This window comes from Phreatobacter stygius (assembly GCF_005144885.1).
Classification (GTDB): Bacteria; Pseudomonadota; Alphaproteobacteria; order Rhizobiales; family Phreatobacteraceae; genus Phreatobacter; species Phreatobacter stygius.
The window spans coordinates 4,890,936-4,904,807 of record NZ_CP039690.1 but is presented as its reverse complement, the minus strand read 5'-3'; the positions used below and the strand labels follow the sequence as shown (position 1 = coordinate 4,904,807).

The 13,872-nt window shown below is 66.9% G+C and carries 8 protein-coding genes; 1 reads left to right on the top strand and 7 read right to left on the bottom strand.

From position 1 onward, the window contains the following. Positions 1 to 117 precede the first annotated feature (117 nt). From E8M01_RS22995 to E8M01_RS22965, 7 genes are all read right to left on the bottom strand, one after another. The gene (locus E8M01_RS22995; RefSeq protein ID WP_136962295.1) at positions 118 to 1,617 is read right to left on the bottom strand and encodes a tripartite tricarboxylate transporter permease; all 1,500 of its coding nucleotides are present in this window, start codon (positions 1,615 to 1,617) and stop codon (positions 118 to 120) included. 1 nt (position 1,618) lies between these two features. Then, entirely contained in the window at positions 1,619 to 2,065 is a 447-nt protein-coding gene (locus E8M01_RS22990) for a tripartite tricarboxylate transporter TctB family protein (protein ID WP_136962294.1), read from the bottom strand. Positions 2,066 to 2,095: 30 nt separating this feature from the next. Further along, complete coding sequence (locus tag E8M01_RS22985; protein ID WP_136962293.1) at positions 2,096 to 3,070, bottom strand: Bug family tripartite tricarboxylate transporter substrate binding protein; 975 nt, start codon at positions 3,068 to 3,070, stop codon at positions 2,096 to 2,098. A 163-nt stretch (positions 3,071 to 3,233) separates the two neighbouring features. Next, entirely contained in the window at positions 3,234 to 5,165 is a 1,932-nt protein-coding gene (locus E8M01_RS22980; protein WP_136962292.1) for a M15 family metallopeptidase, read from the bottom strand. 254 nt (positions 5,166 to 5,419) lie between these two features. Further along, on the bottom strand, positions 5,420 to 7,897 hold the full coding sequence (locus E8M01_RS22975) for a hypothetical protein (RefSeq protein WP_136962291.1): 2,478 nt from the start codon (positions 7,895 to 7,897) through the stop codon (positions 5,420 to 5,422). A gap of 45 nt (positions 7,898 to 7,942) precedes the next feature. After that, positions 7,943 to 11,833 (bottom strand): hypothetical protein, encoded by a 3,891-nt coding sequence (locus tag E8M01_RS22970; RefSeq protein WP_136962290.1) that lies wholly within the window; start codon positions 11,831 to 11,833, stop codon positions 7,943 to 7,945. Between the two features lie 208 nt (positions 11,834 to 12,041). Next, on the bottom strand, positions 12,042 to 12,860 hold the full coding sequence (locus E8M01_RS22965; RefSeq protein WP_246088394.1) for an IclR family transcriptional regulator: 819 nt from the start codon (positions 12,858 to 12,860) through the stop codon (positions 12,042 to 12,044). Between the two features lie 134 nt (positions 12,861 to 12,994). Between E8M01_RS22965 and E8M01_RS22960 the strand changes: the two genes are divergently transcribed. Next, positions 12,995 to 13,852 carry a fumarylacetoacetate hydrolase family protein gene (locus tag E8M01_RS22960; protein WP_136962289.1) on the top strand — a complete coding sequence of 286 codons (858 nt, stop codon included), beginning with the start codon at positions 12,995 to 12,997 and terminating at the stop codon, positions 13,850 to 13,852. Positions 13,853 to 13,872: the final 20 nt, after the last annotated feature.

Below are 13,872 nucleotides of genomic sequence, written 5' to 3'. Positions count from 1 at the left end.
TTCAGCGCTTGCTGTCCGCAAACCGACACGGATTAGGAACGCGACTGCCGTATCGCAATCGATGTACCCTTGACGGCTTGCTCAGCTGCATGCCTGGCGCCGCTCCGCGCGTCGCGGCTATTCCTGGAACACTTCCTCGCGCTTGGCCCTGACCGCCGGCAGGATCAGCACGACCAGCAGGGCGAGGGTCGCCACCAGCAGCGCGGCGCTGATCGGCCGCTCGAGGAACACCAGCACATTGCCGCGCGACAGGTTCATCGCCCGGCGGAAATTCTCCTCCATCAGCGGTCCCAGGATAAAGCCGAGGATGAAGGGCGCCGGCTCGGCGCCGACCTTGATGAAGAACACGCCGGCGACCGCGAAGAGCAGCATCAGCGCAATATCGAAGGTCGAATTGCTGACCGAGAAGGTGCCGATGCAGCAGAACAGCACGATGGCCGGGAACAGGATGCGATAGGGCACGCGCAGGAGCGAGACCCAGAGCCCGATCAGCGGCAGGTTGAGCACGATCAGCATGAGGTTGCCGAGCCACATCGAGGCGATGATGCCCCAGAACAGCTCCGGCTGGGCGGTCATCACCTGCGGCCCCGGCTGGATGCCGTGGATCATCATGGCGCCGACCATCAGCGCCATGATGGCATTGCCGGGAATGCCGAGCGTCAGGAGCGGGATGAACGAGGTTTGCGCACCGGCATTGTTGGCCGCCTCCGGCGCCGCCACGCCCTCGATCGCACCCTTGCCGAAGCGCTCGGGCGTGGCCGAAACCTTCTTTTCCACCGCATAGGCGGCAAAGGACGACAAGGCCGCGCCGCCGCCCGGCAGCACGCCGAGGATCGAGCCGATGGCGGTGCCGCGTGTCATCGCCGGCAGGCAGGCGCGGATCTCGAGCCAGTTCGGCCAGAGATTCTTCACCGCCACCGACAGGAGGCTGCGGTCCTGCGGCCGGCCGAGCGCGACCGCCAGTTCGGCAATGCCGAACATGCCGATGGCGATCGGCACGAAGCCGATGCCGTCGCCGAGTTCGCCGATGTTGAGCGTCATGCGCGGCAGGCCGGTGTTCACGTCGATGCCGACCAGGCCGAACAGGAGGCCGAGCAGCACCATGGCGATGGCCTTGGCGGGCGAACCATGGGCCAGCGCCACCGAGCCGGTAAGGCCGAGCACCATCAGGCTGAAATATTCGGCCGCGGTGAATTTGATCGCCAGCCAGGACAGCGGCACGCTGGCGGTGGCGATGATGACGGTGGCGACGGTGCCGGCGAAGAACGAGGCGATCGCCGCGATCGCCAGCGCCGGGCCCGCCCTGCCCTGCCGGGCCATCTGATGGCCGTCGAGGCAGGTGACGATGGAGGAGGATTCACCGGGCAGGTTGACCAGGATGGCGGTGGTCGAGCCGCCATATTGCGCGCCGTAGAAAATGCCGGAAAGCATGATCAGGGCCGAGGCCGGCGGCAGCGTGAAGGTGAAGGGCAGCAGGATGGCGATGGTGGTGATCGGCGCGATGCCGGGCAGCACGCCGACCAGGGTGCCGATGATCACCCCCATCAGGCAGAAGGCGAGGTTCAAGGGGGTCAGCGCGACGGCGAAACCGGTGGCGAGATTGCTGATCAGATCCATGTCAGCGCACCGGCCAGATCGCCAGCGGCAGGCCGAGCGCATAAACGAAAAGACCGACCGCGAAGGCGGCGAGCGACAGCGCCACGACGATGTTCTCCCTGAAGCGCACGTCGTGAGAGGCAAAACCCGCTGTGATGACGACGGCAAGGCTGGTCAGCGCCAAGCCGAGGCGCGGCAGCAGCAGCGCGAACAGGCCGACCGCGCCGGCGATCAGGGCAAGCGGCCGCCAGGCGATCTCGGGCAAGCCGACATGGCCGGCGAGCAGCGCGCGGCCGCCGAGACCCAGGCCGAACAGGATGATGATGACGGCAAGCGCGCGCGGGACATATCCGGCGCCCATGCGCGCGGTCGTGCCCATCGGCAGATCGCTGATCAGGACCAGCGCCAGCGCGCCGACCCCGACCAGGAACAGGCCGAAGGCGAGATCGGGGACATTGATGCGGCCCATGGCGCTCTCCGCTGCAGCGGCAGGTTCTGGTCAGTCGAGCGACAGGTTCTCGGCCTTGACGATGGCGCCCCATTCGGCCATCGCCTTGGTCATCCAGGCTGCGAATTCGGCGGCGCTGCCGGCCTTCACCTCGCTGCCGAGCTCGACGATCTTGGCCGAGACGTCGGGCATGGCGAGGATCTTGCCGAGCTCCGCGTTGAGTCTCGCCACCATGGCCGGCGGCGTGCCCTTGCTGGCATAGATGCCCTGCCAGGAACCGGTGTCGTGGATCGGGGTGTTGAGTTCCTTGAAGCTCGGCAGGTTGGGCAGTTGGGCCAGGCGCTTTTCGCCGGAGACGGCTATGCCCTTGAGCTGGCCTTGGGTGACGAAGGGCAAGGTGGCGATGGCGCCGTTGAAGATGACATTGGATTCGTTCGCCACCACGCCGCGAATGGCGGCGGCGCCGCCGCGATAGGGCACCGCCCCCCAATTGATGCCGAAGCGCTTGCCTATGACCAGCGCGGTGAGGTGATTGACCGCGCCGACGCCGCTGGTCGCGACATTCAGCTTGCCCGGATTGGCCTTGTCGAAGGCGGCGAGCTCTTCGATCGTATTGGCCGCGATCGACGGGTGGACCGCGAAGAGATAGGGCGAGAACGACACCATGCCGATCGGCACGAGGTCCGTCGACACGTCGAAGGACAGCTTCTTGAACAAGGCGGGCACGCTGGCCAGCGTGCCGGCATCCGAGAGCAGCAAGGTGTGGCCGTCGCCCGGCGCCCGCGCGACATAGTCGGCGCCGACATTGCCTGACGAACTCGGCCGGTTGTCGACGATGACCGGCTGGCCGATCGCCTGCGACAGTTTCGGCCCGATGAAGCGCGCCAGGATGTCGGATGTGCCGCCCGGCGCGAAAGGCACGATCAGCGTCACCTGCTTGGTGAAGGCTTGCGCGCGGGCTGGTGAACTTGCCGCCTGGATCGATCCAATCGACAGCGCGGCAATAGCGGAACGCCTGGTCAGCATGGTGGTCTCCTCCTCGGTCGTCTTATTGTTGAGGGGAGTGTAGAGCGCTTTCGCGCCGAGGGAAGCGGCGAGATCTATATCCAGCCTTGCGACGCGCCCGGTCGCGGCGCGCCTGTCGAACCGGCGCGGCAGGTCATGCCGGACCGGATCGGCGAAGGCGGTCTCACTTCATCGGCGTCGGCGTGGTCTGCGACCATTTCTCGAACTTGCCGAGCGCGCCCCAGGCGGCGGTCGCAAGGAAGATCGGCAGGAAGGTCCCGCTCATGCCAGCGAGCATGGGGATCGATGTCGCGACCGTGCCCAGTGTCGTGCCGGGCGCAGCATTGCCGAGCACGCTGGTGGCGAGCGCGCCGATCAGGCCAATGGCGGTCTTCTTGCCGTTCAGGAGATCGCCGAGCGACGCGCCGAGCGCCCCATTGACCGGGCCAATGTGGGCGGACGAGGCCGGTGTCGGTGCCGGAATTGGTGTCGGCGCTGGAACCGGCGGCACGGCAGGCATCACGCCGCCCGGGCTCAGCAACGCGGCAAGGATCGCCAGCAATTGCTGCTGGCCGGCGAGTTGCGGCGCCGGGTCGGCCACCGGCACCGGTTGCGCCTGGCGCACCGCGGCCAAGGCCTGCTGCAATTGCGCGATAAGACCGAGGAGACGGGTGAGATCGGGTTGTTGCGTTTCGGGCATGGGCGTTGGTCCTGGTGCCGGGAAAATGGGTGGCGGAACACCGTCGATGATCGGTCCGATCGGCCCGGGGATCACCGCCTCGACCTGACGCGGCGGCGGCGCGACCAAAGGCGACGCGGAGACTGAAGGCGGCGCGGCGTGGGCCGCCTCCACGGCATTCTCGAAATTGACCGCGTAACTGGCGACATCGCCGGCACGGTCGGTACCGATGATGCTGCGGGCGCCGCGATAGTCGCAGCGGCCGGCATCGATGAAATCGGCCAGCTTGCGGCCGGTCCAAAGGCCCTCGACATGACCGACGACCGTGATCGCTGCATCGATCTTCGGATCGGTGATCAACAGATCGGGCTGGCTCACCAAGGGATAACCAAAGCGCTTCTCGAGCTTCTTGTAATTTTCGTGCCAGGTGTTCTGCACCCGGCCGCGACCGAAATAGCTCTGGCCATTGACCGGCAGCGCGTAATTGGTGCGAATACGGCCCTGCTGGAACAGCCGGGTAACGGCTGCGACCGAGCCCTCGGTCGAGGTCGCGAAGCCTTCGCGCACCGGCACCATGCGCCGGCCGGTCTCGTGATAGACGGTCGCCAGGATATAGGCGAACCAACGCGGGTCCCGTCCCCGATAGGTCGCTTCCCAGACGTCGATGAGATCTTCCATGCCGGCGACCTGCGCCTTGCTGAGGCTGCCGGAAAACAGGTCGTCGCGAACCTCGTTGAAGAAAACCTGGCGGTTCATGCCTGCACCCCCCTGGCTCGTTGCTGTCGTGCCGCCGCCATTGGCCGGAAACCCGCCGAAGCGGATCGGTCCGTCGCCGGCTTCGCCATCGTCCGGCGACGGGCTGTCCCCGGCGCTCGATCCCGCCGCCCCTGTGCCCAGGTCGAGCCCGGCCCAGTCGACGCCCGCGGCGAGTTCCTGCGGGCTGACATCGATCTGGAAATGCATGGCGTCCTTGGTCGTCTTGAAATCTCCACCCCAGGCGAAGACCGGCAGGCCAGCCTTGGTCTTGATCGCCAGGGCATCGGCGACCAGAGCCGGCGTCATATCGGTATCGGCGCGCAGGAAGCGCACCTCACGGGCCCGCTCCTCCTGCGTCGGCTTGTCGGCGAACAGGACTTTCCGCCCGTCCGGCGTCTTCTTGTAGGGGTTGGTCTGCCAGTCGACATCGACCGCAATGCCATAGGCATGCAGGCTCGGCTTGGTGCCGCCGGTGATCGGTCGATCGGCATAGCCGCCGGTATCGACCTTGCGGATCAGGTAATCGTGCCGCAGGAAAACGCTTTCCAGCGCATGCCAGGCCTCCGCGGTCGGCGGCGCGATGGCGATCCGCGCCGGGCCGAAAGATTGCCGGACCATTTCAGCTTCACGGCGATAGAAGCGACCCCAGAGGTCGCGCAGATCTTGCGATGAATAACGCATCGGACACCCTGTCTGATGGTGGTTTCTTCATGCGCATGCTGTTGCCCTGGATCGTGACGCGACAAGGCAAGCAATTCAAGACTTATGTCGCGCCTTGATTACCGAAACGGGAACCAATTCACCGATCAGCGCTCAACAACCGCCACATCCCTCTAGGGCAGCTGCGCAACAAGACACTCCGAGTCCCGCTGGGCCACGGAGATATCCATTGCCTCGCAGGACGCCGCGCGCTCGCGGAGCGCCCTGCACGGAGATCATCTCAACGCCATGCTGGGCAGGAGCTGGTTCCATTCGGCGATGAGTGAGTCGTTGTCATCAGGCCTCGCCGCCACCGGCGATGTTCCGTCGGCGACGCGACGGGCGATATGTTCGCCGAGCGCCCGATAGACCTCGAACTGCTCTTCGCTGAAGAACTGGTCCGCGGTCGATTCCTGCGGGAAGACCGGATGGGCCGCCTTGTAGGCCGTGACGTAATCATTCTCGTCGCCGGACAGCGACGCCTTGATATAGAGCAGCAGTCCGGGCTGCGGGTTCGCGTCGCCGGGCACCACCGGGTAATGGATATAGCCCAGCGCCGCGTGCGGCCCTTCCGCCGGTCCGGTCGGCGCCGCGCCTTTCTTGCAGGCTTCGGAGACCAGCCGGGAGCGCGCGCCGATGGCTGTCCAGTCCATGTCGATGCTCACGCCGAAATCGATCCGGGCGAACCGTTCGAGCCTGACCAGCGCCGGGAATTGATAGTCGGGGTCAGCCTCAGCATCGACGACGATGATCAATTTGCAGCGCCGGCGCAGCAAACCATAGACGCCGAGATTTTCGATATGGCCGCCATCGGTCAGGAACAGGTAGGAATTGTCGGCGGTGGTGGCGCCGGGGCGGCGGACGCCCACCCCGGATTTGGCGAAGGCCTCACGCAATAGATAGCGCGGACCGGGAAAGCGCGGCCAGCCGGACGTCGATCCGGGGCCGCCGGTCGCCTGGCCGCTGCCAACCAGCGCGACGATCGCTCGCGGGTTGAGCACCCAGCGGCCCAGGCGGACGTTCAGGAAGGCCAGCGTCGGCGACAGGGGCGCGATGGATGCCATCCCCATATTGGGGGCGGCGGCGGCACCGGAAATCGCCATGGCCGTGCCGATCGTCAGGCCGTCGACCACCCGTTCGGCTGCCCGGGTCGGGGCATAACCGGTCAGCTCGCAGCCGATGAAACGGGGGCTGAACAGGAAGAAATCGGCGTTACGGCCGCGCTGGTTGGCAAAACGCGACCCCGGCACATTCACCGCGGCATTGATCAGGTGATAGGCCGCGCATCCCGGATTGATGCCGGACAGCAGGAATTCGTCGGCCGGTTCCATGGCCGCAGGCTCGACCGGAACGCCGTCGCCATCGGTCGCGCGCCGCTGCAGAAAGGCATAACCAAGCCGGTCCCGATAAAGCTGGTGCAGCGAATTGGCGTTGACGTTGAGAAGCCGCCAGAGGACCAGGAAGACTATTGCCGCAAGGCCGTAGAGGACGGCGACCTGATAGCTGAACGCCCCGGCACTCTTGTCGAACAGCCGCGACAACCAGTCCGGCGCATGGGCGTAGGAACGGGCCCCGTCGCAGGTCGCGGGCGGCACGGCGACACACTCCGAGACCCCTACGCCCCAATAGAACAACAGCATCATGGCAAGCCAGATCATCAGCGGCACGATGGCGGCGGCGAACAGGAGCAGCGCGCGGCTGCCGATCTTGGCGAGCTTGGCGCCATAACCGCCAACGGCTTCGGATGCGGCCTTTTCGCCGAGCTTCTGGACAAAGGGCAGGATCGCCAGGACGACAGGACTGAGCCACGAGATCCAGCCGGCCAGCCAGGTCAGAAGCGGCTGCGGTGTCGCCGTCGATGGCGCGGCACCGGTGGCGGCTTGGGGGCTGTCGAAAACCGCACGCATGATCGCCAGATGCGCCTCGATGACAATGAGGCCGCAAGCCAGCACCATGACCCAGGTCGCGATTTCCGCGATGAGCCGGCGCCGGGCCACGCTGACAATGCGGATATTCGAGACGAGCAGCACATAGACGAACCAGAGCGCCGCGAGGCCAAGCAGGATCAGGATGCTGAGCGGCATCCGGTAGCCGGCGACGGCCGGCCTGAGACCGTCCGGGACCCACCAGGTCGCAGCGAGCCAGGAGGTGTTCGGCGCAATGAACAGCAGCAGTGCCGCCGCGGCCAGAAGGATCGGCAAAAGCACCAGGACGCTGAGCACGATGCCGCGCATATAGACGACGAAGGCAGCCAGCACCGCGCCGATGCCGCCGCGCACGAGATAGCGCGAATTGTCGCGCAAGTGCCGCGTCTCGGGCGTCTCGCCGGCATCCTGGCCGGTCAAGCCATAGGGGAAGCGGCCGCCACGCTCCGACATGCAAATGGTCATGGCGGTGCCGAGATAGCCACCGCCCGAAACGGTGGAGAGGTAGTCCATCCGTTCGATCGTGCTGAGCGGCTGGTCGCGCGACTGGGCGTGCAGCCCCTGCACGACGCCAAGCGCGAAGGCCGCGGACCGGATGCCACCGCCGGAAAGCGCAAGGCCGGCGAGGCCGCGGTCGGTGCGCGGCCCCCCGGCGACCTCGAGCGCGTCGAGATCGGTCCGACCGAGCCTGCCGCGGCGTGTCGTGATGTCGTCGAGCTCGGCCCTGAAGACCTCGCTGAAGCTTGCGACCGCATGGGCGGCCTCGCCGGCTGCTGTGGTCTCGGTCATCGCGTCCCCCCGCGCCGCTGCCGGCGGCGCCGCTTCGGATCCAGGTCAGTCAATGTCGTAGGAAGGCCCGGTTCGACAGGCGAGCGGCCGCGAGGCGGCGGCGGCGTAGCCGAAGCGGGCATGGGTGTGGAAATAGGATGGGGCAGGCTGCGGCCAGCGGTGATGGTCCAACAGGCCGTAACGCCCTTTGACCGCACGCAGCGCGTCGTTTTTTTCGATGTGATGATCAAGGATCGTGCACAGGCCGGCCAGAACCTCATTGGCCGCCACGGCGCTGTTCGCCTCCCGGTTGGCCAGGAAGAAATCACCGAGCCCGGCACGAATTCCGGCCAATTGCCGGGACAGGGCAGCGCGGGTATCCCTGGTATTTTCCTTGTCCCTCAGATCCGATATCGCTTCGGTCACCGCTGGAATGTTGGGATCTCCCAGCACGGCCATGATGGCGACCAGCACGCGGATATGCTCGGCGGTGAACGGACCCGATTGTTCCGACGCCGCTTCGATGGCAGCAAGCCCTCTTCGACGCAGATCGGCACCGAGATAAGTGACCATCCGGCGTGATTCCTCGCGCAATTCGACAATGAGCGCGGCGTCGGCAGCCGCCAGGAGTTCACGAAGCGAGGCTCTCAGGCGATCGTTGAAGCCGCTTCGCCGGTCGATATCGGCGACCAGATCGGCAACCAGGCTGCGCGCCTCGGCTTTGCGGCCGAGCTCGAACAGCATGAAGGCCGCGCTGCGCAGGTTGATGGCCCGCCGCTCCGGACCGCGCGCGCAAGGCCGGAGAATGGGCGAGGACCGGCCCGGACAGGGACGAGCGAGACGCAGCTGCTGCGCGACGATGGCCTCGATCAGAACCTGCCGTTCCCGGCCCAGCGGCGGCGCGTCGCGGGGCATCGGGAAGGCTGCGTTGAACAGGCCGACCAGGAGCAGATCGTCGGTATCGTCGAGCCACAGGTCGGTTCCCTGAAGGACCGGACCGATGACATCGAGCGCTTCGGAAAAACGGCTCATTCCGATCAGCACGAGGGCCAGATCGATCGGCTTCTGCGCGGCCTCGCTCGCCGCCGCGCAGGTCGCGGCAAGCCGTGCCGCGCAGGACCGCAGATTGCCGCCGGCGAAGCCTGGTTCGACCCGACAGAACCGATAGCTGTTCATCAAGGTGACATCGAGATCGGCATGCAGCGATCTCAGCCGGGCTCCGTCGGCGCTATAGTCCTGCAGCTTGGCTGCCGTGCCCTGCCGCCACCGGTCACAGTCCGGCTGCACGATCCAGCCCGGGGGCGGGTCTTCTGCCGACCTTGCCGAACAGTCGGACGCGCGCTGCGGCAGGCGCACGGATCGCAATAGGCCGGCCATGTCCTGCATGGTCCTGACGCAGGCGGTCCGCGTCGCATTGCGGGTGCCGTCGAGGGCGGCCAGCAACGGTTGCGGATGCGACAGGCTGCCGCCCTGCAGCGTCAGGAGCTTGCCGGCAAGATCGGGCTGGTTCCAGGAAATGGCGTCCAGCGCGAGATCGACCAGGAAAGCGCGCTGCCAGGCGCGATCGGCGTCGCTCAAGACGGGATTGTCCGGCACGCCGCATTGGCCTTCGCGCCGAGCGGCGATGCGGTCCAGGACGGCGACGGCATCTTGCGGATCGCTGTCCCCGGCCAGAAGCAGCGGCAGATAGACCCGCGCGGCCGCGTCGAGATCGAGGTCGCGACAGGTCGCGTTGAGCGCGGCCCAGGCCTCCGCCGCCTGCCCCACTTGATCCGGGTTCAGGCGCCCGTCCCTGGAGACGATGCCGGCCATCAGGTGCAGCGTGACCAGATGGTTGGCGCGGGCGAGATGCGCCGCCCTTGCGGCGAGGCCTGCGCCTGGCTCCCGCTCGAGGATTTCGGTCCGCACCTGCCCGACGAGCTCCGCACGGCGGCCCTGATCCAATGCTCCATCCCGTCCCCAGGCAAAGGCCAGGCGCTGGCCGGTGACCGCCCGGGAATTCCGCTCCAGAATGTTGCGGAAGATCGCTTGCACGGCTGCGGCGGTATCGAGTTCGCCCATCGCCGCCAGGCGCACCACGAAAGCCCCGACCATCGGGGCGTCGGCCGTGGCGAAAGTTCCCGAGCGCTTCCAGGCCTCGATCGCCGCGGCGACCTGCGCCTCGCGTGTCAGCGGCCGGACGGCGGTTTCGAAAGCCGTTGTCGTCGCCAGCATGACCGAGCCGAAAGCCATGGCGAGGACGCCGAGCCTGGCGATCGTGACGGTGCGGAACCGTGTCTCATCGGCGAGCCGGAAGTCGGACGCCGCCGCCGATGTGTCACGCAAGGCGCCATGCAGCCGAGGCACCGGCGTTGCGCCGGCAGCCGGTTGCGGCGTCGCGCCGATGATATGGGCGGCGAGCCAGCCCAGAACGTCCTGACGCACCTTGGTCCGGCCTGCGTCCTCGAAGAAATAGCTGTTATGGACGAGCCCGCCGAAGGACAGGTCCTTGACGATCTGGTCAACCGTATCGTGTTCGCCGCCGGCCTTGCCGCTGGCTGAGAAACGCTCGCGCAATTGCGCGGCGAAGGCGCCGGCGGTCGAGTCGGCGAGCGCCATCATGCTCGCATCGGCCGCGCCCGACAGCGGCGGCCAGACCTGGGTGAAGGCCGGCGGCGCGAGGCCGACGCGGCGGATCACATAGCCGCTCATGTCGTCGCCCTGGACCCGCTGGGTCAGCCCCTCCCAGATGGCCTCGTCGCGCCCCTTGGTGAAGAGCGCCGAAATGGCCCGCAGCACCTTGTCGTTGAGCACGCCATGGGTATCGCGCTGCATCGGGCGAATGGCCGGCGCGGGCAGCAAGGAGGCCCCAAGCGCCGAGATCGCCTCGTCCTGGCGGTGAACCAGGGAATACCAGCGCTGGCCATAGGCGGTGTAGGCGGCCTGCGCGCGAAGCCGGCGCTCCTGGCGGTCCCACATGTTGAGCAGATGTCCCGCTAAGGACAAGAGCAGGACGACCACGACCAGGACGATGACGGCCAGCAGCAGCGCCATGACGACAAGGCCGATCTTGCCGGCAATGCCCTGGTGCAGGCCGGCAACGAACGGCACGGTGCGGGAGGCGACGAGAACGCCGGTGGTCGCCGCGAGCGCGGTCAGCGCCGGCGTCCAGCTCGATGCCAGGCGGCCGACCTGGAACCCCCAGCCCAGCAATTTGAGCCCCAGGTAGACCAGTACTCCCAGTGCCACGGCCGCGATGACGGTTGGCGTCTCGCGCCAGATCGGCCGGTACCAGGCATAGCTGGTCGAGACCTTCGACCAGTCGGTGGCGTTTTGCAGGATCAGGCCCGCCTGGGAAACGACCGACCTGACATCGAGGATCCAGGTCGACCAGGTGGCAAGCCAGAGCAGGAAGCCGACCAGCAGCAAGATGACGCCGAACAGTTCCCGCTTCGACGTTCCGAAGGTCAGGAACGGGGTTCCGACCGTCGCCCAGCTGCGCAGATGCGGCAAGGCTTCGGCAGCCGGACCGGCGCGGCGTGCGGCATCGGCCATGGAGGCGGTCAAGGCATGCCAGATCACCGAACCGCCATGGCTGTGGCCGATCAGGTGATACGGCCGGCCGGCGCCCTCCAGCTGCACCAGGCGGTTCAGCAGGAGTTTGCCCGCCAGGCGTCGCTGCACCTCCGAATTGGCGCCGGACCAGCGGAATTCTTCCACGTCGGGAGCATTGCCGATGGCGGCCTGGACCGCGCCGGCGAGCCCCGTCGCGAACGGGCCTCCCCGTTGCCACCACCTGGCATTTTGCGACGGGTTCACGGCGCTCGACCCGGCGACGGTGCCGTGAACCAGCACGATGACCGGCGCTATGCTTTCCGATCCTGCCGCGTGGTCCATCGCGAACACCAACACAACCCAGGGACGCGAGAAAAGTAAACGACTTTCAACTTTTGGTGTCAATTCCCTACGGGGAAGCAAGACATCACCTTTGCCACCCGGTATTTCTGGATGGCCGGATGACACGATCGACAGCAGTCATCCCAAGACGCCTTCACTCTTCCGATGCGGAAACATCCTGTTGCTTCGAATGTACCTCACTTCAAATGGACGGTCCCACGGAAGGACTAACAGTCAGCCGTCGGATTTGGATCAATTGAGATCAACCGACACCTCGTCTCGGTCGCGCTCAAGCCCGCGCCAGCAGCCGCTCGACCGCCTGGGCCGCGGCGCGCAGGTCCTCGGCAATCGCCTCCATGCGCGCCGGTGACATGCGCCGGATCACACCGGCGCAGGTGATCGCGGCGAAGGCTTCGCCGCTCCGGTCGCGAATGGTGACCGAGAGCGCGCGGGTGCCGGGCACCAGACCACGGTCGCGCACGGCATAACCGAGCTTGCGCGCCTCCTGCACCCAGGCCGAGGCCTGGGCCAGGGTGGCGCCGTAGGAGGTGAGCCGTGGGGCATTCTGCGCCAGGAGGTCGTTGGCCTCGTCGTCGGGCAATCGCGCGAGCAGCGCCAGGCCCGAACTGCTGACGCCGAGCGGTCGCCGGTCACCGACGCTCAGCGACAGGACCTGCACCGGATAGGCGCCGAGCCGGCGGGCCACGCAGACGGTGTCGAGGCCGGCGCGCTGGGTCAGGAACAGGGTGTCGCCGATACTGTCCGTCAGCTCGTCCAGAAGTGGTTCGGCGGCGGCCAGCAGGGGCGAGCGGCGTGGCCGCGACAAGGCGAGCAACTGGATCTGCTCGCCGACGGCATAACGGCGGGTCGCCGGCTTCTGCTCGACCAGGCCCTCGTCGATCAGCGCCAGCAGGATGCGGTGGGCGGTCGGGCGGGTCAGCCCGGTCAGCCGCGCGACATCGGTCAGGCCATAACCGGCCTCGCGGGCCATGGCGAGAATGCGCAGGACCCCGATGGCGCGGCGGATGCTCTGGGTGCCGCTCTCGCCCTGGCGGTCGTCGGCAGTGTCGGGCGCGACAGCCCCTTCAGGCAGTTCCGGCTGGGTCACGATGCTCCTCGGTCAAAGGCCAGTGTCCACCATGTGGACAAGAACGGGCGATTTCAATTGCGTCGAAGCGACATCCCGCGAGGATCCGCCCAACAACAAGGCGCGATGACCATCGCGCCCCGGGAGGAATTGTCATGAAGCTCGCAAGCTTCCGGCTCGGCGGCGCCGAGCATTTCGGCGCGGTCGTCGGCTCCGGCCTCGTCGACCTCGGCGGCCGGCTGAGGCAGTTCACCACGCTGCGCGACGCGATCGCGGCCGACGCCACCGCGCTGCTGCGCGACACGGCCGAACGCGCATCACCCGATCACGCGCTGGCCGATGTCGAATTGACGATCCCGATCACAACGCCGGAAAAGATCTGGTGCATTGGCGTGAACTATGCCGACCGCAATGCCGAATACAAAGACAACTCGGCGCCGCAGAGCTATCCGAGCCTGTTCTGCCGCACGCCGAGCTCGTTTGTCGGCCATGGCGTGCCGCTGGAACGGCCGAAGGTCTCCTCCCAGCTGGACTATGAGGGCGAGATCGTCATGGTGATCGGCAAGGGCGGCCGGCACATCCCCCGCGAAAGCGCGCTCGGCCACATCTTCGGCCTGACGCTTTGCAACGAGGGCAGCGTCCGCGACTGGCTGCACCATGCCAAGTTCAACGTCACCCAGGGCAAGAATTTCGACCGCTCCGGCGCCATCGGCCCATGGATCGTCACCTCGGACGCGCTCGATCCTGCCCAGCCGCTCGAGCTGACGACGCGGGTCAATGGCGAGGTGCGCCAGCACGACTCGACCCGGCGGCTGATGTTCCCTTTCGATTATCTCATTGCCTATCTCTCGACCTTCGCCACGCTGAAACCCGGCGACATGATCGTCACGGGGACGCCGACCGGCGCCGGCGTCCGCTTCGACCCGCCGAAATGGCTCATTCCCGGCGACATCGTGGAGGTGGAGGTGCCCGGCATCGGCACGCTGCGCAATGGCGTGACCGACGAGGCCTGACCCCTTTTTCCCCTGTCTGA

What these genes read in the sequence shown, in the direction of transcription:
- E8M01_RS22995 (WP_136962295.1), bottom strand. Translation starts at nt 1,617, where the DNA reads ATGGATCTGATCAGCAATCTCGCCACCGGTTTCGCCGTCGCGCTGACC.
- E8M01_RS22990 (WP_136962294.1), bottom strand. Translation starts at nt 2,065, where the DNA reads ATGGGCCGCATCAATGTCCCCGATCTCGCCTTCGGCCTGTTCCTGGTC.
- E8M01_RS22985 (WP_136962293.1), bottom strand. Translation starts at nt 3,070, where the DNA reads ATGCTGACCAGGCGTTCCGCTATTGCCGCGCTGTCGATTGGATCGATC.
- E8M01_RS22980 (WP_136962292.1), bottom strand. Translation starts at nt 5,165, where the DNA reads ATGCGTTATTCATCGCAAGATCTGCGCGACCTCTGGGGTCGCTTCTAT.
- E8M01_RS22975 (WP_136962291.1), bottom strand. Translation starts at nt 7,897, where the DNA reads ATGACCGAGACCACAGCAGCCGGCGAGGCCGCCCATGCGGTCGCAAGC.
- E8M01_RS22960 (WP_136962289.1), top strand. Translation starts at nt 12,995, where the DNA reads ATGAAGCTCGCAAGCTTCCGGCTCGGCGGCGCCGAGCATTTCGGCGCG.